Origin of the sequence: Shewanella sp. 8A (assembly GCF_023475945.1) — a bacterium.
Taxonomy (GTDB): Bacteria; Pseudomonadota; Gammaproteobacteria; order Enterobacterales; family Shewanellaceae; genus Shewanella; species Shewanella xiamenensis.
Window position 1 is genome coordinate 13,940 of record NZ_JAMDJP010000030.1, and the last position, 24,566, is coordinate 38,505.

Consider the following 24,566-nt stretch of genomic DNA (forward strand, 5'->3'; position numbering starts at 1 on the left):
TCCCAACTTATGCTTAATGCATCAACATGAAGTACAACGGCAAAACTCACACTTATGCTTATCTGAGTGTATCGCCGCGATACATTCTTATTACCTTGCTCGAACAAGATCTAACTGCTCTTGGATGATGGATTATATGTGTTATATCTCACCATATTTTAATGACTTGGCAGCAAGCCTCAAAGTGGTTAGCACAAAAATTCTTATATTTTGGTTAAGTGCTAACCGAGCTTAGGTTAATCCCAAATAAACTCACGAAAATGTTTACGGCATACCGATTCGTAACTTTCATTACCGCCAATTGCGACCTGCTCACCTTCGCGCATGACTTTTCCTTCACCATCTAGCCGCACCACCATATTCGCTTTGCGACCACAGTGACAAATGGTTTTTAGCTCAATTAATTTATCTGCCCAAGCTAATAAATAATGGCTACCACTAAAAAGCTCACCTTGAAAGTCAGTCCTCAACCCATAGCACAATACAGGGATATCTATATTATCAACAATATATGTAAGTTGTTTGACTTGTTCTTTAGTTAAAAACTGGCATTCGTCTACCAACACACAACTCAGATGATTCACTTGATGGGCAGCGGTAATCATTTCAATCAAGTTGTCATCACTGCTAAAAACCTGCGCCTCAGTCTCAATACCAATCCGCGAAGCTACTTTGCCCTTACCGTATCGATCATCGATAGAAGCCGTCATCACTAACGTATTCATACCGCGCTCACGGTAGTTATAGGAAGATTGTAATAAAGAGGTAGATTTACCCGCATTCATTGCTGAATAGTAAAAGTACAATTGCGCCAAAATGAATCCCTTTTTCAAACTGATTGATCATATCTCTGTCACCAGAGTTTATTCTGCTTAGTTTAGCATTGCGCTTGACCCTAGCACACTAGGCCTTTCTCAGCTTTTATACTGAAATCTCAATCTAAATATCTAGAATGGATATTTTAGTGATTTCATGGTCAATCAACTTTGAAAATCATTGTTCGTATTTCTGTTCAACGCTCAACATATGGAAACAGATAAAGCCATAAAAGCGCAATTGTTACAACAACCTTAATTCAACCTTAAACATTGTTTTAATTAAGAAAAATAACATTAACAAAAGTTTAGAAATGCGATCTACCTCCAAAGTTATAGTCCTAAATGCGGTTTGGTTCAAAAAACAAACATATCAATAACAGTAATATTTCATCCGAGACCAAAAGTACTCAATTTAAAAAATAAAAGTATTCGATGCTTGCAAATGAAATCAGCGGTTCAAAGCACTAATCTCCCCTGCAAACGTTAGTGCTGCAATCCGTGCCTTTAAATGCGTATTGGATTAATGGAGATTATGATGAGAATATTCACCTCTAAAAAACTGGCATACGTTGTCGCCTTAGCACTTACCGGTGTTCTCGTAGGTTGCGGCAGTGATGGTAAAGATGGTGTAGATGGCGCGCCAGGCACTCCGGGGACACCTGGCACACCGGGAACACCGGGTGAACCTTGGGTTCCACCACCAGTCACGAGTTCAACAGTCACCAATGTAAAAGTACTGAACTATAGCTTTGGTGAAGGCAATATCACCTATGAATTTAAGATCACTGACGAAAATGGCAACTTAATCAATGGACTGAAAAATGCTGAAGCCAAAGTTGCAGCATTAACCGATAAAGGCTTTATCAATAATAGAAATGAAGCCGACAAAACCGACGCAAGTGGCAATCCTGTCAAAGATAACGTCAATATCGGTGGCGCTGCGACTCAAGCAACTGAGGGCGCTTTGCTCACTTCATTAGGCGATGGTCACTATAGCTTTAAAGCCCCAATGAAAGGTGTTAACGCTGGTACCGAAGGTATTGTATGGCTCAGAGTCGGCGGTAATGCTGAAACTGGCATTGCTCGCTCAGCACCGCTGGTGGTGAACAAGCCAGAGGGAACTCATTCAACCACGACCGATAGTTGCTATTCCTGTCACGTAGACTATTCAACAAGCCCACGTCGTCACGCTAGTTATGTAGCAACCGGTATGGACAGCGAAGTCACCTTCGTTGAAGGCTGTTTAGTCTGTCACGGCTCAGTTAGCTTTGCAGCAAAAAATGCCGAAGGTTTCTCTATCGGCGGTTATGCAACCAACACACTGTCTAAGATTGGCCACATTAATCACCAGAAATTTACTAAAGATTTCAGCGTGATGAACTGTAGTTCTTGCCACGTTGAAGCTCCAACCAATATTAGTGTTTCAGGCCCAGGCTGTATTGACTGTCACAATACTGGTGGTGTACCAGGCGCGATTGTGCCAAGTAATGGTGCCGATGTCCGTCCGATGCATGAAGGTAAAACAGGTATTACTGAGCGCCAAGCATTACGTGCTAAGTATAAACTTGAATTATCTCCCCCTGTTAAAGTTGATGATATTTCAACAAAAACAGATCATTATGCGCCAACTGGTGCAGCTTCTGCCGTTACCGCACCAGGCTGGTGTACCACTCTGACAGTAAAAGATACTGACGGTAATATCTTTAGCATTAAAGATAACTTCAACTACTCAAATCCGCTGGTATTTGATGCTAAGAAACCGATTGTTTACGCAGGTGCTTATCTGCATTCCTACGAAAAAAATAGCTTAGTCGGTCGCCCAGGTAACCGTACTAACTATTACTATGGCTACAATGCTGATGGTACTAAAAATATCTGTCATCTGCTGACCGATATCAGCCCTGTAAACGCCAACTATGTCTACTCTGCACGTGTGACCTTCAGCACCGCAGGTTGGATGGAGTACGACGGTAACCAACGCTATCAAAGCAATGGCAGCCTCAGAGCCAATGGCTATGACGGCTCAATGGGGGTCTCGTTCACCGCATACTCTGATGTAGTCGATCCTGCGACTGCAACCAAAGTATCCGCCTTTGAACGTCGCACCGTAGTCAGTGATAACAGCTGTACTACTTGTCACAATGATGCCACCGCATTCCACAAAAATGGCGCATTTGACGAAGGCGGTAAGGCTTGCGTAGCTTGCCATGATAACGGTATGGCACGGACTTCGGCCACTCTGGGTGCTGGTTTTGGTCCAATGGTGCACAGCTGGCACTGGGGCAACGGTGCGAATGTCGGTGAGATGAAGGCCGATGGCACTCAAGCGAAAACCGCTAACGGTGCAGGTGCAATCAACCCAGTCACAAGCTGTGTTGCCTGTCACGAAACCGCTATTGATTTAAACAAAATACCAAACCAATACATCCTTGAACCTGGTAACAAAATGACCAGCCCTGTCACCGCTAACTGCTATGCTTGCCACACAGGCGATGCAGTCAAAGCTCACATGGCTAGCAATGGTGGCGAGATCAGCGTTCCTGCAGTAGGTGATTGGTTCAAACAACCAACAGGAGAAGCATGTGCTGTTTGCCATAACACAGGTAGCAGCTCAGGTATCGACAAATACCACAACTTCACCCGTAAATAGTTAATCGTCCCGCTATTTTCCCTGCAAGAAAATAGTTCAAAGCGCCCCGTAACCTTGGGGCGCTTTTTTTGTTTACTTTTACTTACAACTTCATCCCATAGGTTTTCAGTCCTATTTAAGTTAGTAACGCTAGAGTCACAAAAACTACAATTCTAAGGAAATCACTCAACTATGCGTAAAAGTTTTATTGCCATCGCCATTGGCGCCACACTGATGACCGGAGCACTAGCTGGCTGTAGCACTCAAGATACAAAAGCTGCAAATGTCACCGCAGTACAAACCCAAAACCCCTTATTCCAAGCCAGTACACTGCAATATCAAGCACCTGATTTTAGTGTTATTAAAGACGAGCATTTTCAGCCCGCTTTAGAACAAGGTATTAAAGAGCAGTATCAAGAAATTTTAGCGATTGCTAACAATCCTGCTGCGCCGACCTTTGATAACACAATTGTCGCCATGGAAAAAAGCGGCGCCCTGCTCAACCGTGCATCGAGCGTGTTTTACAACCTCGCAGGTTCGAACAGCAATCCAGCCCTGCGTAAAATCCAAGGTGAAATGGCCCCCAAAATGGCTGCTCACTCGGATAACATCAACCTTAATCCTGCGTTATTCGCTCGTATTGAAGCCATTTATAACGACCGCAATAACTTAGGTTTAACGCCTGAAGCGGTTCGTTTGGTCGAGGTGTACCATCAGCGCTTTATCATGGCTGGTGCTAAACTGACCGATGAGCAAAAAGTGAAGATCCGTGCCTTAAATGAAGAGCAATCGACGCTGACCAACGAGTTCTCTCAACGTTTACTACGCTTAACCAAAGAAATCGCTATTGTTGTCGATAGCAAAGAACAACTGGCTGGCCTAAGTGACAGCGAAATCACCTCGGCAGCAAATGATGCCAAGGCAGCAGGCCATGAAGGTAAGTACTTAATCAATATCACCAACACTACTCGCCAGCCAATACTCGCCTCTTTAGAGAACCGTGAACTGCGCCAGCGCATTTGGGAAGCCTCGGCAAACCGTGGCTTAACGGGTGAAAACGAAACCGCATCTTTAGTGTCTCGCTTAGCCCAATTACGTGCCGAGCGCGCCGCTCTCTTAGGTTATGAGAACTGGGCTAGCTATCGCCTTGCACCGCAAATGGCAAAAACGCCAGAAGCGGTTTACAGCATGTTTGGCTCTATGGTGCCAGCCGTAGTCGCCAACACAGAGAAAGAAGCGGCCGATATCCAAGCGATGATCAACAAGACCGGTGGCAAGTTTGAGCTCGCACCATGGGACTGGGAGTTTTACGCAGAGAAAGTCCGCCAAGAAAAATACGCTCTTGATGCCAATAGCATTCGCCCCTACTTCGAATTTAACCGCGTCCTAGAAGACGGCGTGTTCTATACGCTTAAAGAGTTGTATGGCGTGACGTTAAAACCACGTCCAGATTTGCCTGTATACCACCCAGATGTGAAAGCCTATGAAATGTTTGATGCCGATGGCTCAAGCATGGCGATTTTCTATGCTGATTACTTTGCCCGTGAAGGCAAACGCGGTGGCGCATGGATGAGCTCGTTTGTAGGGCAATCCTTCCTCGAAGGTACTAAGCCTGTCGTAGTTAACGTGATGAACATTAAAAAGGCGCCTGAAGGCCAACCGACCTTCGTCAGCTACAACGAAGTCACCACCATGTTCCACGAAATGGGCCACGGTACCCACGGTATGTTCTCCAAAGTGACTTACCCAAGTCTTTCTGGGACTTCGGTATCCCGTGACTTTGTGGAATTTCCATCGACTTTCGAAGAAGATTGGGCGGCCCACCCTAAAGTGTTAGCCAACTACGCCAAGCACTACGAAACAGGCAAGCCTATCCCTGATGAGTTACTGCAAAAACTGTTAAAATCCGGCAGCTTTAACCAAGGCTTCGATACGTTAGAGTATATGGCTGCGGCGCTAGTGGATATGGAATGGCACTCATTAAGCCCTGATGCACCATTGCAAGATGTAGCGACCTTTGAGGCTAATGCGCTGAAAAAGCACGGCTTAAATATCACCGCTGTACCGCCACGTTATAAGTCAACTTACTTTGCCCACGCCTTCCCGGGTGGTTACTCTGCAAGTTACTACGCGTATATGTGGAGTGAAATTTTAGCGGCTGACGCCTTTGCCTATGTGCAAACCCAAGGCGGCCTAAATCGTGAGATCGGCATGAAATATCGTAAGACCATTCGCGAAGTGGGCAACAGTATTGCGCCAATGGAAGCTTATAAAAACTTCCGCGGCCAAGAGCCTACCACTGAAGGTTTACTCAACCGCCGTGGACTCAATCAGACTCAGTAATTTTAGATACTGAGTAGATAAAAATCAGCCAGCATAGTTGCTGGCTGATTTGTTTTACATTCTCAATATAAGAGCGAAGTTAAATCACGGACTTATAAAGCCGTACTTTTGGATTTAATGTGCAAACCAAAAATCGTCAATACAAACAATATGCTACAAGTCACTAATCCCGCATTGACCGATTCAGTAAAGCCAAGCACTACGTAGCCGAACATGCTGATCAGCGCAACGATTACGGCGTAGGGAAGCTGCGTCACTACGTGGTCGATATGATGGCAACTGGCCCCCGTCGACGACAAAATAGTGGTATCAGAAATCGGTGAACAATGATCACCAAATACCGCCCCCGCTAATACCGAAGCCAGCATAGGTAACATCATGGCTGTGTGACTTCCCATCGCCATATCCGCAGCTATCGGCAGCATAATCCCGAACGTACCCCAACTGGTTCCTGTAGAGAATGCTGTCAGGCCCGCTAACACAAACATTAATGCAGGTAAGAAAGCAAAGGGAATATTCCCAGTGGCTAGGCTAGCCATAAACTTACCGGTTTCAAGCTGGCCGATCACACCTGCAATGGTCCAAGCAAATAACAAGATGTAAATCGCAGGCAACATAGAGCGAGCGCCCTGCACTACGCCTTTTAATACCATTGATTTTTCAACGCCTTGCACTAGGTTAAGTACCAGCGCAACTGCTAAACCAATCAGGGCACCAAAGAACAGTGATGAACTCACATCGGTTTTTTCAAAAGCTGAAATAATATTAAATTCAATACCTTCTTTCGCTAATACCTGGGCACCACTGTCGATCATAAAATACAGGGTCGCAAATACCAGCACGGTAATAGGTAAGAATAAACCGAGGATTTTACCCGTTTCGGCTTCGGGTAAATCGGCATTCGCTCCAGGCGGAAATCCTTTATTCTCATCATATAAATTACCGCGCTGCGCATTTAATTCATGCTCACGCATAGGGCCAATATCTAAGCCCATAAATGCAACACAAAGTAATAATAATAAAGAGAAAATAGCGTAAAAATTCATAGGGATCATTTGAATAAACACACTCAAATGACCAGAGTCGGCAAAACCGTGGGCGGTTAATATGCCGCCGATCAGCGCAATAATATAAGCACCCCAACTGGATACCGGCGAAATAACACAAACCGGTGCCGCCGTTGAATCTAATAAATAGGCTAACTTAGCGCGGGAAATATAATAACGGTCGGTGACGGGCCTTGCGACGGAACCAACGACTAAGCTATTGAAATAATCGTCAATAAAGACAACACAGCCTAAAAACATGGTCAGTAATTTGGCATCGCGTTTATTGCGAATATGCAGGCGCGCCCAATCGGCAAATGCCCTAGCACTACCACTGACGGTAATTAATGCCGTGATCATCCCTAATACAATTAAAAAGCCGAGAATGTATAAATTCCAAGAATTTACGCCATCTTCTGACCAAAACAGTCCTTTTACACTGTTAAATAAAAACTCACCGCTGGCAACAGGTGAAAATTGATTGAGTAATAACACCCCAATCACAATACCTAAACCGAGGGAAAGGAGAACACGGCGAGTGAAAATCGCCAACACAATTGCGACCACAGGCGGCAGCAGAGAAAGTGCCGAATCGGCGTAACTTACTACAGTCATTGATTATTTCTTCGTCAAAATACGAATGGAGGGCGACTGAACTGGTGGGAAAAGGCAATAGATACCCAAGATCACCTGTCCTATCAGTAGCGCTCCATAGTAACTATTCCTAATATCCGTATCAGAAAATACTATGGCAGTGTTGTACCTATTCGGCACAACCCCAGCAGTTGATCGTGATAAATCAAACCACTTCGGCACCAAATCCTTTCGTGAACGATCAACGGAATCACCCTACTGATCACTACTGATATTTGGTGCGCCTCTACTTCTAAGAACGCCCATGCACGGGCGTGAGGCACATAAAAACATAAGCGGCTAAGCAGTTACCACCGCGAAGCCGCTTACTTTGACTTAGCTCACAAATAAAATCAACTTAAGCTTGCAATCAACTGCGGAACGGCTTCGAACAGGTCAGCTTCGAGGCCATAATCGGCAACTTGGAAGATAGGCGCTTCAGGGTCTTTGTTGATAGCCACAATCACCTTAGCGTCTTTCATTCCCGCTAAATGTTGGATCGCGCCTGAAATACCTACTGCAATATAGAGGTTAGGTGCGACAATTTTACCAGTTTGACCGACTTGCAAGTCATTCGGAACAAAGCCTGCGTCAACCGCCGCACGCGAAGCTCCTACTGCGGCACCAAGCTTATCAGCCAGTTGCTCTAACATCCCGAAGTTTTCACCGCTGCCCATGCCACGGCCACCAGATACGATAATGCCAGCATTACCTAACTCTGGACGTGCTGAAACTGTCAGCGCTTGAGACACAAACTGAGCTTTGGCTTCAAACACTTTATCCAAGGTAGTCACAGCAGCGTTATTACCCTGTGTCACCGCATCGAACGCACTGGCACGCACTGTCATCACTTTAATCGCGTCATGACTTTGAACTGTCGCTAAGGCGTTACCCGCATAAATCGGGCGAACAAAGGTATCGCTACTCACCACGCCAATCACTTCCGAAATTTGCGCCACATCTAAAAGTGCTGCCACACGCGGTAACGTGTCTTTACCCGAACTCGATGCCGCTGCGAGGATATGGCTGTAATTTGGTGCTAAGTCCACCAGCAATTTAGCCACGTTTTCGGCTAAATGCGCTTCATAAGCGCTGTTATCGGCGACTAATACTTGCGCGACACCTTGTAGAGCTTGAGCGGCTTGCACCACTGCACCACATTGATGGCCCACCACCAATACATGGACATCACCGCCGATCGCACGAGCTGCGGTGACAACTTTAGCGGTATCCAGTTTCAGCGCCGCATTATCGTGTTCTGCTAATACTAAAATGGCCATTTAGATCACCTTCGCTTCATTCTTTAACTTTTCAACCAGCTCTGCTACAGACGCAACCATAATACCGGCCTTACGTTCAGCAGGCGGCGTCACTTTCACTAGGGTTTGGTGGTTTTTCAAGGTCACACCTAAATCAGCTACCGTCAGCACATCTAATGGCTTACGTTTAGCTTTCATGATATTAGGTAATGAGGCATAACGTGGCTCATTCAAACGTAAATCCGCAGTCACCACAGCTGGCAACGGTAGATTTAAGGTTTGCATACCACCATCTATCTCACGAGCAACTTGAAGTGAATTACCTTCAACTTTAATTGCTGAAGCAAAGGTCGCTTGCGGCATATCCGTTAATGCAGCAAACATTTGGCCCGTTTGGTTATTATCACCATCAATGGATTGCTTACCAAACAGCACTAATTGCGCTTGTTCTTTTTCTTGTACTGCTTTAAGTAATTTGGCAATTGATACTGGTGCTAACTCTTCTTCAGTATCAATGTGAATCGCGCGATCAGCACCTAGTGCTAATGCGGTACGCAATTGTTCTTGAACGGCTTTATTGCCGATGCTCACGACCACTACTTCAGTAGCACTGCCCGCTTCTTTTAAACGAACCGCTTCTTCTACTGCAATTTCACAAAAAGGGTTCAACGCCATTTTGAGGTTTGCGGTATCAACGCTGGTGTTGTCAGCTTTTACCCTGACCTTCACATTGGCATCAACTACGCGCTTAACAGGCACCAATACTTTCATAGGGCTTCCTTCCTACACTTTCATGTACATGGACAAAACATTGGTGATCACCAATGCAGGATAGAGCCACTTTACGTCCTGTTAACGTTAACGTCAACCAAAGTCAAACGCTTGTTTGCATTTTTAAGACTGTCGTATTGGCCACATTTTTGAACACTTATTTGCCATATATAAAAAGTTCAAAAATTAAATAATATTTAATTTTTGTTTATTGCATAATTTTATTTGATTCGAGCAATATTAGTTTCTATCATTTAGCTGTTGTTCACCATTATCCTGTAATAAAAATAGAGTGGGACGAAAATAGATATGAGCGAATTTTTAGAGATATTAACTCACGGTCGTCGTTTTAAAGCTGCTGTAAAAGATCTTAGCGTTGAAGAACTGCGTGATTTAGCGGCTAAACTAGATAAAATTTTAGTTGAGCGTGAGTCAATGGAAGCAGAAGAACAGCAAGCTATTGCTGCTCGTAATGCAAAAATTGAAGAAATCCGTCAACAAATGGAAGCCGTTGGTTTATCAATCGACGATTTAGGTGGTGTTGCAGTTAAAGCCTCGATCAAGAAACGCGCTCCTCGTCCAGCGAAATACCAAATTGAAGTTGATGGCGAAGTGATCCAGTGGACAGGTCAAGGCCGTATGCCAACAGTATTTAAGAACGAAGTCAATAAAGGCCGTTCTATGGATGATTTCTTAATCTAATCCAATACCGTAATGGTAATGACAATAGCCATTCGCTATTATCATTGAGTAACATAAAAAAGCTCGCGCCCTGCGAGCTTTTTTATGCCTATCCCACCCCGCCCATTGTCATTCAAGTAAATGCTTAAATTGCGTTACAATTCATCTTTAGTATTTACATCTACTTTAGGTTACTCTTTATTCACCCTCCGTCTAAGTGAATAAAAAATGCAGATAAACAATAAGATAATAATAATAAGCTGCGGCATAATAAGTAGTTTTGTATCTCAACCCATTTTTGCCGAGGCCAATCCCATCACTCCCGTCAATAAGTTAACTGCATTGACCAATGCAGAATTAATTCTTGCACCGGGGAAACGACTCTCAAATGCCACATTATTAGTTGAAAACAATCGGATCAAAGCCATTATTGACCAAGGTGATATCCCCGCGGCGGCACTAAAAGTCGATCTCAGTGGTTATACTATTTATCCCGGTTTTATCGATCCTTTTACCGATTATGCTATCGAGTTTGAATATCCCAAATTGCAGCTCACTCGTCCAGTATATGATATTAAGCGTATTGGCGGGAATGCTGAAAATGGTGCAATTCACGCTGAAAAAGAATGGTTTAATTACATTTACCCCAATAAAGAACGCGCACGAGATTGGATCAATAACGGCTTTACCAGTGTACAAAGTAGTAAACTCGATGGTATTTTCCGAGGCACGGGTGTCAGTCTTTCACTCGCGGACAAAACTGCCAACGAGGTAATTTATCGGGCGCGCAGCCAACCTTTTATGGCCTTCGATAAAGGTACGTCAGAACAAGACTACCCCAATTCCCTCATGGGTAGCATCGCGCTTATCAGGCAAACCTTTGCTGATGCTAACTGGTATAACCAAAATAAGCACAAATCGGTTAATAGTTCAGCTACACCTCAAATTGAATTTAATATTGCCTTCGAACGTTTAGATAACTTAGCCGAGAAACCAATCGTATTTGAAACAAAAAATCTGAACGATTTGTTGCGTGCAGCGAACCTACTCAAAGAACATAAGCAGCCCGCCAACTTACTCGCAAGTGGCCAAGAATATGCTCGGATCAACGAATTAAAGGCTTTGAATTATCCTTTAATTCTTCCTCTTAATTACCCACAAGCACCCGATGTGGGTACCGATGATGCCGAACGCGAAGTCTCCCTTGCAGAACTCAGACAATGGGAGCGCGCGCCCACAAACCCTGCCGCAGTAGCAAATGCAGGTATCCCCTTTGCGTTTACCCAATTTGGCATTAAGACCGAGGCGTTTTGGCCACGCCTTCGTCAAGCGATTGCGCAAGGACTCAGCGAAGATAAAGCCCTCGCGGCCCTCACCACTCAAGCTGCTGAAATGGCAGGAACCGCTGACTTGACCGGAAAACTTGCCCCGGGCTATATGGCGGACTTTGTCATTACTAAGGGCAATATTTTTAAAGACGGACAAATTTACAGTGTCTGGCTACAGGGACAAGAACAAGCCATCCGCTCACTTTCACAAGCCAAGATGTTGGGTGACTATCAGCTGACGTTGAATAATTTAACTTTAGATTTGAGCCTTGAAGAAGCAGACAAAGCAGGCAAAACCACTTTGCAAGGAAATCTGAGCAGTGGCGAGAAGAGTATTCCACTCTCCAACCTCAAGCTTGAAGACGACGGCCGCGTCAGCTTTAACGCCAATTTAACTGATGCAGGCATTCATGGGATCAGCCGTTTTACCCTCTGGTTTGCCAAAGACGGCATTCAAGGCCGGATGGTAGACGCCCAAAGTCGTAGCATTAATGTTGCTGGTATTGCCCTTACGCCTCCGCTAAAGACGGAGCAAGTAAGCACGCCTAAAGCCGATGCAACGCAAACCTTAGTCAGTCAACTTACCTACCCTAACGTCGCCTATGGTTTAAGTGAGGCGCCCAAAGCCGAGAAACTCCATATTAAAAATGCCACCCTGTGGACCTCAGATAAACAAGGTATCTTGGAACATGCGGATCTGCTAATGGCCAATGGCAAGATTGAAAAAATCGGCCAGCAACTCAACACGCCTTCTGGATATCAAGTCCTCGATGCAACGGGCAAGCACTTAACAGCGGGGATTGTCGATGAGCATTCCCATATTGCCATCAACGGCGGCACCAACGAAGGCACAGACGCAGTCACCTCTGAAGTGCGGATTGGCGATGTGATTAATCCTGAAGATGTCTCCATCTATCGCGCACTCGCGGGCGGCGTGACCAGCGCACAATTACTCCATGGCAGCGCTAATCCTATTGGTGGCCAATCCCAGTTAATAAAAATGAAGTGGGGAGAAAGCGCAGAACAGCTAAAGTTTGCCAATGCCCCTGCCAGTATCAAATTCGCCCTTGGCGAAAACGTTAAACAGAGTAACTGGGGCGAAAAGTTTGTGCAGCGCTTCCCGCAGACGCGCATGGGGGTAAAAGCCTTATTTGAAGAAACCTTCGATGCAGCACTCGCCTATGAGAATGCACTGAAGGATTATGATGATTTACGCAGCAGTGAGAAGAAGAAAACCCTCGCACCGCGCCCAAGTTATCGCCTGCAGGCGGTGGCCGAAGTGCTTAAGCAACAGCGCGATGTGCATATTCACTCTTATGTACAGTCGGAAATCTTAATGTTCCTGCGCTTAGCCGAAGCCTACCACTTTAAAGTGCAAACCTTTACCCATGTGCTTGAAGGTTACAAGGTTGCCAGTGAACTAGCTGCCCATGGTGCGGGCGCCTCGACCTTTGCCGATTGGTGGGCCTATAAGTTCGAAGTTTATGATGCGATCCCGCAAAACGCGTGCCTAATGCAAAAACAAGGTGTGCTGACGAGTATCAATTCCGATGACTACGAAATGCAGCGCAGACTCAACCAAGAAGCAGCTAAGTCAATGATGTACTGCGGTATGTCAAAGGAAGATGCCTGGAATATGGTGACCATCAACCCAGCGAAACAGCTCAGAGTCGATGAGTATGTTGGCTCACTCACCCCAGGCAAAATGGCCGATATTGTGCTTTGGAACGCCGAGCCGCTGTCGATTTATGCCAAAGTGACCCAAGCTTGGGTTGAAGGCAAACGCTACTTCGATCGCGACCAAGACCAGCTTGCCCAGCAGCAAGTAGTGGCTGAGCGTGCCGCCCTGATCCAAAAAACTCTCAGTAGTGATGATAACGCTAAGGCGGGTGAAAAAGTTACACCGCTTAACGAGCCACAATGGCACTGCGATACCCATTATCAGGCTTGGGGCCAACATCATCAGGGAGCAAAATAATGAAGCACTTACCAACCACCTTACTACTGTCTTCGCTAGCGCTCACTTTATCAGCACAGGCGCATAACTTGGTCCCTGCCCCAAAACAAATCCAGAGTGTACTGATTAAAAACGCCACTGTGCATACGGTCAGCCAAGGGGTTTTAACCAATACCGATGTGTTGATTGAAAACGGTAAAATCAGCGCGCTAGGGCCACAGCTAAGCGCCAATGAGGCTGATGGCCAGATGCAGATCATCGATGCTACGGGTAAGCATTTATATCCAGGCCTTATTGCACTGGATACCAGTCTTGGCTTAGTGGAAATCGAGATGGTTCGCCCGACCGTAGATAACGCTGAAGTCGGTGACTTTAACCCGCAAATTAGTGCCGCAACGGCTTACAACCCGGATTCGGAGTTGCTGCCAACCATTCGCTATAATGGCATCACTCACGCACAAATTGTCCCCAGTGGTGACGGACTCGCGGGCCAATCGGTGGTCGTCGATCTCGATGCGTGGACCATTGAAGATGCATTGCACCCAAGTGAAGGCCAATTTCATGTTTACTGGCCACAGATAAAACGCATGCCAGAGGATGAAAAAGGAAAAGCCAAAGCGATTGAAAAAAATCAGCAGGCTATTGATAAGCTAATCAACGCCTTTGAGGACGGTTACCGCTACTTTTTGAGCCAAAATACACCGGATGCCGACCACAAGCCTAATCTGCGTTGGCAGGCCATGTTGCCACTGTATCAAGGTAAAGCAACGCTATTTGCCCACGCAGACAGTGTTAACCAAATCGAGCAAGTAATTGCCCTGACTAAAAAATATCAATTTAAATTGGTCATTGTCGGTGGTTATGATGCATGGCGATTAGCTTCAAGTTTAAGGGAAGTGAATGCCAGTGTGATTTACCCGCACACCCTAAGCCTACCTAAACGTACAGATGAACCGGTAGATTTACCGTTTAAAATCCCGTCGTTACTTGCGAGCGCTGGCATTCCCTATGCGCTTGGCTTTTCATCGGATTGGAACAGTCGTAACCTACCCTATGCCGCAGGTTACAGCGCAGCTTATGGCGTTACGGCAGAGCAAGCGTTGAAATCTGTCACACTAGATGCTGCAAAGCTGTTAGGGATTAACGATTTAGGCGCTATCGAAGTGGGCTATCAGGGCAGCGTTGTGCTGAGTGACGGAGATATCCTCGACCCCATAAGCAACAAAATTGATGCGATCTGGATTGAAGGAAGACAAATAGATCTGAATAATCGCCACCAGCAGCTTTATCAAAAGTATCTTAAGCGATAGAATTTACTGAGATAAATCGCACAGCACCGCGCAGTCCATGGGACTGCGCTTCTTTACCCTTAATCTCAGGTCAAACCATGAAAATCATCCTCTCAAGTGCATTAGTGCTCCTGCTTAGCGCCTGTGCCAGCGACTACAGTTTTAATAGCAATTTAGACGGTGAGGCGATTAGTGACTACTTCAAGGCAGGCGATGTTACGCTATTTGAAGGTGATAGTTTGCCTAAAGGCCACTACGAGTTGAAAGGCTTAGTGCAAGGAGAATCTTGCCAAGCGGATGTAAATGGCGTGCCAGCATCCTTAAGCGAAGCGAGAACCGAAGCCCGCCGCGCTGCGGCTGATAAAGGTGCTAACGGTATCATCATCAAACAATGCGTGATGATGGAAGAAGCTGCGCAAGGCTGTATCAGCCGCGCGTTATGTGTCGGTCAAGCGATTAAAATAGCCACCGCCGACTAGTTCATCGCGTGTATACTGCACGCCATTCTTGTTGTACTTTACAACCTAAGCCATCTGAGTTTGGGTTGTTGCTCCTTCCTTTAGGTGTTTTTTGCATGACATTTACCAACCAAATTACCGCTGTGGCCACCTGCCGTACCCCCTATAAACAAAAATTTGGCATTCCAAGGCAACCCGGTTTGGTGGAGGCACGCGGTTATGTTGAGCTGGAAGGCCATATCAATCATCTCGACGCCGTGCGTGGCATCGAGCAATATTCGCACCTTTGGCTGCTGTTTTGTTTCCATGAAAATCTCGCCCAAGGCTGGAAAACCACAGTTCGCCCACCGCGTTTAGGCGGTAATGAAAAACTCGGTGTTTTCGCAACCCGCTCGACGTTTCGCCCAAACGGCATTGGCCAATCCGTGGTAAAACTCCACCGAGTGGTGCAACGTAAAGGCAAAGTATGCCTGGAGATTTCAGGCATGGATCTTGTCGATGGCACGCCGATTATCGATATAAAGCCCTATATTCCCTTCTCAGATTCGATTGAAGGCGCCGTCGGCGGTATCGCTCAAGAAGCGCCTAAGCTGATTAGCGTGGTGTTTTCCGAGCTCGCGGCAACGCAGATTAACGCCTATAGCAAACAGGACGCTTATACTGATTTGGCCGAACTTATCCGCGGCGTACTCGGACAAGACCCTCGCCCTGCCTATAAAAAAGCCAAGGATGATCCCAAGCTATATCAAGTGGCTTTGTATGATTTGGATATCTTTTGGCGGATGGCGGTTGATGAGGGTGATCGGGAATATATTCAAGTGCTCGAACTCAAACCCGGGAAATGTGGCTAAATGCAGACGCTAAACACAACCGCATTGCCTGATTATCAGAGCCAACACAAAAAGCGTCTGTCTTGGATGCCCTGGCTGTATTTTTCACTCAAAGAAAAACACTTAGTCTGGGCTAAACCTTGGCAGGATGAAATTCAAGCCAACCTTTGCGCCCTCGAAACCGTCACCATTGGTGATAACTGTTTTATCGCCCCCGAGGCACAGTTATTTGCCGAACCCAATCGCGATATCAAGATAGGTAATCACTGCATGATTGCCGCCGAATGTTTTTTACATGGCCCTATCACCCTAGGAAATGAGGTCGCCATCAATCATGGCTGCTCCTTCGATGGCGGTCGAGTGGGCATTCAAATTGGCTCCCAAACTCGCATTGCTAACCATGTGACAATCTACGCCTTTAATCATGGCATGGCGCCCGATACGCCCATTTATCAACAAGCCTCCCACTCTAAAGGCGTCGTGATAGGTAAAGATGTGTGGATTGGCGCACAGGCCGGGATAGTTGATGGTGTCACCATTGGCGACCATGCGGTGATTGGCATGGGCTGTATTGTCACTAAAGATGTCCCCGCATGGGCCATCGTCGCCGGTAATCCGGCACGGGTGATTGGCGATCGGCGAAATAAGTAAGCAGCGACGAGAATCTAGATACGAGCAATGACGAAGTCGCACCCTAACGGCGCAGCGCTTATCTTTGCTTTAACCGTTATCCAGCATCAAAAATGCTATTTGTCTCCCAGCTAGTTGAATTTAACCTAAATCCATAGGTGACATCATCAAAGCAGGTGATAAAATGGCGCCCATTCAACTCAAATTTGGACATCGGTAATGCGCGTTAGCAAATACCTACTTTCTACTCAAAAAGAAACACCTGCGAATGCAGAAGTCATCAGCCATCAATTAATGCTACGTGCTGGTATGATCCGCCGTAACGCTTCAGGCCTATACAGCTACCTGCCCACGGGCCTGCGTGTATTACGTAAAGTCGAAGCGATTGTTCGTGAAGAGATGAACAAAGCGGGCGCGATTGAAATCCTAATGCCTATGGTGCAACCGGCTGATTTATGGGTAGAAACAGGTCGCTGGGACAAGTTTGGTCCTGAACTACTGCGTTTTAAAGACCGTCATAGCCGTGACTTCGTTCTGGGACCAACCCACGAAGAAGTGATCACCGACTTAATCCGCAAAGAAGTCAGCTCTTACAAACAATTACCGCTGAATCTTTATCAAATTCAAACTAAATTCCGCGACGAAGTTCGCCCACGCTTTGGTGTGATGCGTTCTCGCGAGTTCCTGATGAAAGATGCTTATTCTTTCCATCTTGATGTGGATACCATGAATGAAACCTATGAGGCGATGTATCAAGCCTATAGCAACATTCTGTCGCGCATGGGCTTAGCCTTCCGTCCGGTTTTAGCGGACACGGGTTCTATCGGTGGCAGCATGTCACACGAGTTCCATGTATTAGCGCAAAGCGGTGAAGACTTAATCGCCTACTCTACGGGTAGCGATTATGCCGCTAACATCGAGAAAGCCGAATCACCAATGCCAACCGAAACGCGCGGCGCGGCGACTGAAGCATTACGTTTAGTCGATACCCCCAATGCGAAAACCATTGCCGAGTTAGTTGAGCAATTCGGTTTAGATATCACTAAAACAGTGAAAACCTTAATCGTTAAAGGTGCGACCGACGCTGCACCACTGGTTGCGCTGATTGTACGTGGTGACCACGAGCTAAATGAAATCAAGGCAGATAAATTAGATTTAGTAGCATCACCACTAGAATTTGCCCCAGAAGCCCTGATCCGTGACGCCATTGGCGCAGGTCCAGGCTCATTAGGCCCTGTCGGCCTGAATATGCCGATCATCATCGACCACAGTGTTAGCGTGATGAGCGATTTTGCTGCCGGCGCCAACCAAGATGACAAACACTACTTTGGTATCAACTGGGAGCGCGATCTGCCACTGGCACAAGCGGCCGATATCCGTAACGTGGTTGAAGGCGAGCCAACACCGGATGGTTTAGGTACCTATGCCATGGCTCGTGGTATCGAAGTGGGTCATATCTTCCAACTCGGCACTAACTATTCTAAATCGATGAATGCGACTGTTCTCGATGAGAACGGTAAATCACAGGTGCTGCTGATGGGTTGTTACGGTGTTGGCGTAAGCCGAATCGTGGCTGCTGCGATTGAGCAAAACTTTGATGACCGTGGCATTGTATGGCCAGAAGCCATTGCGCCATTTAGCGTTGGCATTCTGCCAATGAATATGCACAAGTCGCACCGCGTCACCGATATCGCCGAGCAGTTATACAAAGACTTAAGTGCTGCGGGTATCGATGTCCTGTTGGATGACCGTAAAGAGCGTCCAGGCGTGATGTTCGCCGATATGGAGCTGATTGGTATTCCACACACAGTGGTGATTGGTGATCGCAATATCGACGCTGGCGTATTTGAATACAAAAACCGCCGCACTGGTGAAAAGCAAGATGTGCCATTCGACCAAATCGTCGATTTCTTAAAGAATCTGCAAGCTTAAGCCCTGTCTTTTGCGCTGAATACACATTCGCCAGTGTGAGTTAATGGCTTACCATTAACCTCTCAATACAGCAACGCACTTAGGTTTAACTTAAGTGCGTTTTTTATTTCCCGTCTGTTGATGGCAAACAAGCTCTCAAGTGCTTGCCTTTGCCTTTGCCTTTTATCATCAAAAACTAAAGAAATGTCATTAAGATAACTGCTCAGACTTGCTTTTTTAGACAAGGCATTGCTTTAATAAAATCATAATAACAAGTCGTTGAGTATTAAGATTGCCAACATCAACAGCATTAGTTCTCGGTGGCGGTGGCGCTCGTGCCGCCTATCAAGTGGGAGTGTTAAAAGCACTGGTCCAGCTTTATCCTCGCAACCATGGCATTCCCTTCAAAATCATATGTGGCACTTCCGCAGGTGCCATTAATGGTACTTCAATCGCCACCCATGCCTCATGTTTTCACTTAGGTGTCAAAAAACTCGAATGGGTATGGCGTCATTTTGAAACTAGAAAAGTGTACCGAGCCACTCTTCCTGGTGTGTTAAAGCACCTCTCAAAAATGGCGCTAAAAGGCTTACAGGACGATAAGGTCAATACAGATGCTGGCAGCCTGCTCGATAATGAACCTTTACGGCACTTATTGAATGAACTTATCGATTTTAAAAGAATTGATCGCAATATCCGCAACGGCGCTTTAACCGCTCTGAGTGTCGATACCTCCTGCTATAACAACTCGCGTTCGGTGACGTTTTTTCAAGCGGCACGGGATATTGAAAACTGGACCCGCGCCAGACGCAGCGGTGAGCGGCGCATGTTAAATACCGAGCACTTGTTAGCAAGCTCAGCCATTCCCATGGTGTTCCCGTCAATTAAACTTAATCAAGCTTATTATGGTGACGGCTCAGTCCACCAGCTGGCGCCGCTTTCAAGTCCAATCCATTTGGGGGCTAATAAGCTATTGGTGATAAACCTAGACAGTCCCCATAAGCATTTTCCGATGGAGCTAGAATATCATCCGAAGACAGCGACCATCGCGGGTCATCTGCTGGATACTATCTTTTCTGATACCTTAAATAGCGATTTAGAACGCCTAGAGCGCATAAATCATACGCTTTCCCTTATTCCAGAAGAAAGCCGTGCGCAACTAGCATTACACCCCATAAAAACCTTAGTGATAAAACCCAGCGAAGATTTAAGTAAAATCGCCGCCCGCTTCTATGACGATATGCCCTGGGCAATTAAAACCTTACTGGGATTTTTTGGTATCGATAGGCAGTCTGACTCCAGTATTGTGTCTTATCTCTTGTTTGAAAAATCCTATACCAGCGCATTGATCGATTTAGGCTATCAAGACGGTATGGCGCACCTTGACGAATTGAAAGCATTTTTCAATTTAGCCGAATGCGATGACTCACAATAAAAAGGCTGAGTAAAATCGAATTGAAGCCCGCATCTTGCCGTGTTATAAATTAAACGATGACATAATTCCTTAACCACAATGTGCGAAACTCATTCAAAATTAAGGATTATTCAGTAGCAGCTAAGATGTAAATCAGTCTAAAGTCTGAATGGCAGAATAGATTTAACATTGATCATTTAAGTTGAATCACCTATCATGCTGTACTAGATTAGCTAAAAATTAGGTTAATTTTTTCTAAAAGGGAATCACGATGAAAAAAACTTCATTAGCACTTATTGCTGCTATTTCAATGTTAGGTTCAGTTGCTGCTAACGCTAACACAACTGGTGTAGCAACTGGTGGTACTGGTGTTGGTGGCGCTACTGGTGCTATCGTTGCTGGTGGTATTGCAGCTGGTGCAGTTGTAACTGGTGTTTTAGTTGCAGCTAACAGTTCTGATGGTAGCCCAGCAGCAACTGGTACTGGTACTGGTACTGGCACAACTACTGGCACTAACTAATCTTTTAGTCAGTGTATTTAAACAACCGCCTTATTGGCGGTTGTTTTTTTTAGGCTTTTTGTAAACAAAATGTGTACTTAATCTAGCTTGAAATCACGCCATCATATATTTACATTGGTTAACAACTTACTATTGAGAATAAGCAACTCGGATGCGTATATATAAAAAAATCTTTTCCTTTATTGCTGTTTCGACAGTATGTCTAGGCTTATCGGGCTGTAGCCAACGAATTAGCGCACTAAACGATACCGCAAAGCTCGCCTTTTTTGGGAGTGACGATGTGGTTCTCTCCCCTGAGCAAGTATCGGCTAATCCTTATGCCAGCATCTATGTAAAAATGGAAGATACGGCCCAGGCATTTGTGGTTTTAGCCTTTGCAGAGCCTAAAATCAGCCTATCTTCAGTAAAAAACTCGCCCGAAGCACTCGAACTTAAATGGTTATCAGCGGATAAGGGCATGTTAGTGACAGTTAACGGCCGCCTAGTCAAAACCCATAATTTGCTCACTGGTAATTTAAGTGCTGTTGAAAGTGATGAGCCAGATCCACTGTTATTAGGATTACACTTAAGCTCCACCCCTAAAACTTGGACTCGAACCCTCGATTGGCAACCTGGTTATCATTATGGCTACCGAGCAAGATCAGAATTTAAATTGATTGGTGACGAAAATATTCTAATCAATGGCGCTCCTACACAAGCTTTGCATTTTAGTGAACACGTCTCTGTGGATGCACTCAATATCCAATATCAAAATGAGTTTTGGCTAGATCCACAAACAGGCAACGTTATTAAAAGCCATCAGAAAATTGCGCCCAATCTGCCGTTTATTGATATCACCTTACTGAAGCCTTTTGCTGCTTAGTGGAGCCATAATGAGATCCTATATTACCCCGTTGGCGCTACTAGTAAGTTCAGTGTTTTTGCAATCCGTAGAAGCCAATACCCAACTTTCTGTCAGTACCTCAGCGTCTCACACGCCGCAGCTACACATTACCTATCCCGCAGCTATTCGAGTAGGACAAGCGGTACAAGATGGGTTAACACAACTTCCCCTTTATAATCAAACGATAAAAAATGAGCCAGTCTCAATTTATTGGCTAGGTGCGGCACTTTTAGATATAAAAAATACTGCAGCATTAGAGGCCACTCGTCAGCAAGTATTGCAACAATTAGCCGACATGGGAGAGCAGGTCGATAATAGTCAATATATTGCTAAACTGGCCAAATTTGCCCAGTTTTTACGCAACATCAAACTAGGCCAGCGAGTTAATCAGCCGTTAGATCTCGACTTAGTCCGGATTACCGACGCTTATAATCCGGTTATCGATGGTGATTTTTTACTCGTATTACCGCCTCGACCAACTACGGTCACTGTCGTTGGCGCGGTCGCACAAACGGGTGAACAAGCATGGCAATCGCGGGCCAGCAGTAAAGATTATCTAAACCAAGCAGGTTTACTCGATAATGCTGAAGATAGCTTTGTGTGGATTATTCAATCCGATGGCAATGCGATAAAACAGCCTATCGCCTATTGGAATCATCAGGCTCAGGATATCGCCCCTGGAGCAATACTCTTTGTGGAGTTCACGGCGCTGTTTGATGACCATGCCGAATTAAATAACAATATTATTGAATTACTCAAAAATCGGGCTCTGTAATGAAAAAGTCAACTCCCACTTTGCATACGTTCGGGCGTTTATCTGCGCTGTCATTAGCACTGCTACCTTTATTACATGTTAGCGCCGATGAATTTTCTTATCCAACACTCTTACCTTCACAGTCAGATTTTGGTGGCGTTGGTCTAATGCAAATGCCTACTGGCCGCATGGCACCAGAAGGTGAGTTTAACTTTGCCACAAGTTATAACGACGAATACCAACACTTCACCGCCTCAGTACAATTATTCCCTTGGTTTGAAACAACAATTCGCTATACCCAAGTCCAGGATTTACTCTATAGCGATGATCCCAGCTTTAGCGGAAGCACTAAATACACAGATAAAGGAATTGATTTTAAGGTACGTCTACTTGAAGAAAGTAACTGGCTGCCAGAAACCTCGATTGGGGTGCGGGACTTTGGCGGCACAGGCTTATTTGATGGTGAGTTTATTGCCGCAACAAAACGAGTCGGCCCATTGGATTTTACCCTCGGCATTGGTTGGGGCTATATTGGCAACAGCGGTAATCTCACCTCAGATAAAAAAGATCTTAATTACAACTGCGACAGAGATACCTCTTTTGGAGGCTCGGGAGGAACTGTTGATTATCAACGTTGGTTTAAAGGCTGTGCCGCGCTTTTTGGTGGTGTTGAATACCAAACCCCGTGGGAGCCTCTTCGCTTAAAAGTGGAATATGATGGTAACGACTATCAATCAGATTTTCCCGTAGTGGCTGGAGCCACCAAAATGCCTCAGGACAGCAAATTTAACTATGGGATGCTCTATCGGTTTGGCAACTGGGGGGATCTGCATTTAAGTTATGAGCGCGGTAATACCTGGACGCTCGGCTTTAGTCTGCAAACCAATTTTAATACCTTGTCGCAGATTAAAACCGATCCTGCTGCCGCTAAATATAAGCCGCTTCCAGCTGCGCCATTAACCCTTACGCAAACAGAATCCTCCGCACCGATAAACACACCAACAGTCGAACAAGCGACTGTTGGTGCTGATACTTCCGTGACTCACGATTCGAAAGTGCAAAGTGCTGAAGTAGTCAATCTAGAACCAGTAAACACGCCTAATCAGACGATGGCGGAAAGCCAAGTGGATTGGAACAAGGTCGCTCAAGACTTACAAACCATCGCAGGTTACGCAAATGCCAAAATTTATCTGGATAAAGACAGCATTACTGTCGTCGGTGAACAAACCAAATTCCGTGATAGAAATGAAGCACATCAAAGAGCGGCAACCATACTCGCTAATAGCACTGATGCAACTCGTATCAAAGAGTATAGGTTGATTGAAACCCGTTATAGCCAACCGATAACCGAAACCCGGATCGATGCGCAAAAATTTGCCCAAGTGGCAAGTTATGGCTATTTGAATGCTAAAATCACTGATGCCAGTGTTGTGAGTGTTCCCAGCTTACCACAGGGAGAACAAGTCAATAACACTGATAAAGATTGGTTAGATAAGCTTAGCTTCGATGTTTCGCCAACCATGGCCCAATCCTTCGGAGGCTCTGAAGGTTTTTATATGTTCAATATTGGGGTCACAGGCAGTGCAAATTATCGCTTTACCGATAATTTAGATTTTTCAGGTTCCCTTTATCTGAATCTTTACGATAACTACGACAAGTTTTTATACGACGTGCCACCTGATGGAACTGACTTAAAACGTGTTCGTACACTTATCCGTCAATATGTTAGTGATAATCCAGTGAGGGTGAATAGCCTACAACTGACCTGGATGGATAATTTAACCGATAATATCTCCTATCAAGCCTATGGCGGTTATTTAGAAATGATGTATGGCGGTGTGGGTGGTGAGGCTCTTTACCGTCCTCTAAACAGTCAATGGGCCTTTGGTGTTGATGTGAATTATGTTAAGCAGCGCGATCCCGATAGCATGTTTGGCTTCTTTGAAGATGAGCATCAATATGACCCAATTACAGGTCGTTCATACCGAGCACAAACTGGGACTGCCACAGGTAATGCAACCGTCTATTATCAACCTGACTGGTTCCCAAATACTTTATTAAGGATCAGTGCGGGCCAATATTTGGCCGAGGATAAAGGGATAACAGTTGATTTTTCAAAACAATTTGATAGTGGTGTGATTGTGGGTGCCTTTGCGACTAAGACCAACCTTTCTGCGGAGGAATATGGTGAGGGTAGCTTTACCAAAGGCTTCTACATCTCGATCCCATTTGATTTAATGACGATTAAATCAACTCATAGTCGTGCGACAATCAGTTGGATGCCGCTCACCCGCGATGGTGGTCAAATGGTCGGCCGTAAGTATTACCTCTTTGATAATACTGATGCTCGCTCACCTTGGTTCACTCGCCCCAGCACTGAAAATAAGCCTGTAAAATAACCGAAACCGCCGT

18 protein-coding genes and 1 riboswitch are annotated in these 24,566 nt (G+C 45.5%); of the genes, 14 read left to right on the forward strand and 4 right to left on the reverse strand.

Annotated features, from left to right (window positions below; translation table 11 throughout):
- Window positions 1-236: 236 nt before the first annotated feature.
- Entirely contained in the window at window positions 237-815 is a 579-nt protein-coding gene (locus M0413_RS18265) for a thymidine kinase (protein ID WP_099458396.1), read from the reverse strand.
- Between the two features lie 538 nt (window positions 816-1,353).
- On the opposite strand from M0413_RS18265, the gene M0413_RS18270 reads away from it, so the two are divergent.
- Both M0413_RS18270 and M0413_RS18275 read left to right on the forward strand, forming a co-directional pair.
- Window positions 1,354-3,468: a multiheme c-type cytochrome gene (locus tag M0413_RS18270; RefSeq protein ID WP_099458397.1), complete on the forward strand. Its 2,115-nt coding sequence runs from the start codon at window positions 1,354-1,356 to the stop codon at window positions 3,466-3,468.
- Between the two features lie 171 nt (window positions 3,469-3,639).
- Window positions 3,640-5,790 carry a M3 family metallopeptidase gene (locus tag M0413_RS18275; RefSeq protein ID WP_047537187.1) on the forward strand — a complete coding sequence of 717 codons (2,151 nt, stop codon included), beginning with the start codon at window positions 3,640-3,642 and terminating at the stop codon, window positions 5,788-5,790.
- A gap of 92 nt (window positions 5,791-5,882) precedes the next feature.
- Here the strand turns inward: M0413_RS18275 and M0413_RS18280 are convergent, their stop codons facing one another.
- The 3 genes from M0413_RS18280 to M0413_RS18290 all read right to left on the reverse strand — a co-directional run bounded on the left by M0413_RS18280 (window position 5,883) and on the right by M0413_RS18290 (window position 9,499).
- Complete coding sequence (locus M0413_RS18280; RefSeq protein ID WP_249555157.1) at window positions 5,883-7,451, reverse strand: Na+/H+ antiporter NhaC family protein; 1,569 nt, start codon at window positions 7,449-7,451, stop codon at window positions 5,883-5,885.
- Window positions 7,452-7,530: 79 nt separating this feature from the next.
- Window positions 7,531-7,727, reverse strand: a riboswitch (Lysine riboswitch).
- A gap of 95 nt (window positions 7,728-7,822) precedes the next feature.
- Window positions 7,823-8,749, reverse strand: coding sequence for an electron transfer flavoprotein subunit alpha/FixB family protein (locus M0413_RS18285; RefSeq protein ID WP_249555159.1), 927 nt, complete (start codon window positions 8,747-8,749; stop codon window positions 7,823-7,825).
- Window positions 8,750-9,499: an electron transfer flavoprotein subunit beta/FixA family protein gene (locus M0413_RS18290; protein ID WP_218738880.1), complete on the reverse strand. Its 750-nt coding sequence runs from the start codon at window positions 9,497-9,499 to the stop codon at window positions 8,750-8,752. It lies immediately after the preceding gene.
- Between the two features lie 309 nt (window positions 9,500-9,808).
- Between M0413_RS18290 and M0413_RS18295 the strand changes: the two genes are divergently transcribed.
- The 12 genes from M0413_RS18295 to M0413_RS18350 all read left to right on the forward strand — a co-directional run bounded on the left by M0413_RS18295 (window position 9,809) and on the right by M0413_RS18350 (window position 24,553).
- The gene (locus M0413_RS18295; protein ID WP_249555161.1) at window positions 9,809-10,201 is read left to right on the forward strand and encodes an H-NS histone family protein; all 393 of its coding nucleotides are present in this window, start codon (window positions 9,809-9,811) and stop codon (window positions 10,199-10,201) included.
- A 207-nt stretch (window positions 10,202-10,408) separates the two neighbouring features.
- Window positions 10,409-13,486 (forward strand): amidohydrolase family protein, encoded by a 3,078-nt coding sequence (locus M0413_RS18300; protein WP_249555162.1) that lies wholly within the window; start codon window positions 10,409-10,411, stop codon window positions 13,484-13,486.
- Complete coding sequence (locus tag M0413_RS18305; protein WP_249555163.1) at window positions 13,486-14,775, forward strand: amidohydrolase family protein; 1,290 nt, start codon at window positions 13,486-13,488, stop codon at window positions 14,773-14,775. The genes M0413_RS18300 and M0413_RS18305 overlap by 1 nt, the downstream gene beginning before the upstream one ends.
- 77 nt (window positions 14,776-14,852) lie before the next feature.
- Window positions 14,853-15,233 (forward strand): Rcs stress response system protein RcsF, encoded by a 381-nt coding sequence (rcsF, locus tag M0413_RS18310; RefSeq protein WP_249555164.1) that lies wholly within the window; start codon window positions 14,853-14,855, stop codon window positions 15,231-15,233.
- A gap of 95 nt (window positions 15,234-15,328) precedes the next feature.
- Window positions 15,329-16,063, forward strand: a complete 735-nt coding sequence (gene tsaA, locus M0413_RS18315; protein WP_240293229.1) for a tRNA (N6-threonylcarbamoyladenosine(37)-N6)-methyltransferase TrmO — start codon at window positions 15,329-15,331, stop codon at window positions 16,061-16,063.
- Entirely contained in the window at window positions 16,064-16,693 is a 630-nt protein-coding gene (locus tag M0413_RS18320) for an acyltransferase (protein WP_099458401.1), read from the forward strand. It begins immediately after the preceding gene.
- A gap of 198 nt (window positions 16,694-16,891) precedes the next feature.
- Complete coding sequence (locus tag M0413_RS18325) at window positions 16,892-18,604, forward strand: proline--tRNA ligase (RefSeq protein ID WP_249555165.1); 1,713 nt, start codon at window positions 16,892-16,894, stop codon at window positions 18,602-18,604.
- A gap of 271 nt (window positions 18,605-18,875) precedes the next feature.
- Window positions 18,876-20,018: a patatin-like phospholipase family protein gene (locus M0413_RS18330; RefSeq protein WP_144375116.1), complete on the forward strand. Its 1,143-nt coding sequence runs from the start codon at window positions 18,876-18,878 to the stop codon at window positions 20,016-20,018.
- A 250-nt stretch (window positions 20,019-20,268) separates the two neighbouring features.
- Entirely contained in the window at window positions 20,269-20,517 is a 249-nt protein-coding gene (locus tag M0413_RS18335) for a hypothetical protein (RefSeq protein ID WP_099458403.1), read from the forward strand.
- A gap of 151 nt (window positions 20,518-20,668) precedes the next feature.
- Window positions 20,669-21,379, forward strand: coding sequence for a YjbF family lipoprotein (locus M0413_RS18340; protein WP_249555166.1), 711 nt, complete (start codon window positions 20,669-20,671; stop codon window positions 21,377-21,379).
- A gap of 10 nt (window positions 21,380-21,389) precedes the next feature.
- A complete protein-coding gene (locus M0413_RS18345) occupies window positions 21,390-22,175 on the forward strand; it encodes a capsule biosynthesis GfcC family protein (RefSeq protein WP_249555167.1) in 786 nt (261 codons plus the stop codon).
- The gene (locus M0413_RS18350; protein WP_249555168.1) at window positions 22,175-24,553 is read left to right on the forward strand and encodes a YjbH domain-containing protein; all 2,379 of its coding nucleotides are present in this window, start codon (window positions 22,175-22,177) and stop codon (window positions 24,551-24,553) included. The genes M0413_RS18345 and M0413_RS18350 overlap by 1 nt, the downstream gene beginning before the upstream one ends.
- Window positions 24,554-24,566: the final 13 nt, after the last annotated feature.

Excerpts from the sequence above, each read along its gene's own strand:
- M0413_RS18285 (WP_249555159.1), bottom strand. The coding sequence starts at position 8,749 with ATGGCCATTTTAGTATTAGCAGAACACGATAATGCGGCGCTGAAACTG.
- M0413_RS18335 (WP_099458403.1), top strand. The coding sequence starts at position 20,269 with ATGAAAAAAACTTCATTAGCACTTATTGCTGCTATTTCAATGTTAGGT.
- M0413_RS18290 (WP_218738880.1), bottom strand. The coding sequence starts at position 9,499 with ATGAAAGTATTGGTGCCTGTTAAGCGCGTAGTTGATGCCAATGTGAAG.
- M0413_RS18305 (WP_249555163.1), top strand. The coding sequence starts at position 13,486 with ATGAAGCACTTACCAACCACCTTACTACTGTCTTCGCTAGCGCTCACT.
- M0413_RS18350 (WP_249555168.1), top strand. The coding sequence starts at position 22,175 with ATGAAAAAGTCAACTCCCACTTTGCATACGTTCGGGCGTTTATCTGCG.
- M0413_RS18270 (WP_099458397.1), top strand. The coding sequence starts at position 1,354 with ATGAGAATATTCACCTCTAAAAAACTGGCATACGTTGTCGCCTTAGCA.
- M0413_RS18340 (WP_249555166.1), top strand. The coding sequence starts at position 20,669 with ATGCGTATATATAAAAAAATCTTTTCCTTTATTGCTGTTTCGACAGTA.
- M0413_RS18275 (WP_047537187.1), top strand. The coding sequence starts at position 3,640 with ATGCGTAAAAGTTTTATTGCCATCGCCATTGGCGCCACACTGATGACC.
- M0413_RS18300 (WP_249555162.1), top strand. The coding sequence starts at position 10,409 with ATGCAGATAAACAATAAGATAATAATAATAAGCTGCGGCATAATAAGT.
- M0413_RS18295 (WP_249555161.1), top strand. The coding sequence starts at position 9,809 with ATGAGCGAATTTTTAGAGATATTAACTCACGGTCGTCGTTTTAAAGCT.
- M0413_RS18325 (WP_249555165.1), top strand. The coding sequence starts at position 16,892 with ATGCGCGTTAGCAAATACCTACTTTCTACTCAAAAAGAAACACCTGCG.
- tsaA (WP_240293229.1), top strand. The coding sequence starts at position 15,329 with ATGACATTTACCAACCAAATTACCGCTGTGGCCACCTGCCGTACCCCC.
- rcsF (WP_249555164.1), top strand. The coding sequence starts at position 14,853 with ATGAAAATCATCCTCTCAAGTGCATTAGTGCTCCTGCTTAGCGCCTGT.
- M0413_RS18345 (WP_249555167.1), top strand. The coding sequence starts at position 21,390 with ATGAGATCCTATATTACCCCGTTGGCGCTACTAGTAAGTTCAGTGTTT.
- M0413_RS18320 (WP_099458401.1), top strand. The coding sequence starts at position 16,064 with ATGCAGACGCTAAACACAACCGCATTGCCTGATTATCAGAGCCAACAC.
- M0413_RS18280 (WP_249555157.1), bottom strand. The coding sequence starts at position 7,451 with ATGACTGTAGTAAGTTACGCCGATTCGGCACTTTCTCTGCTGCCGCCT.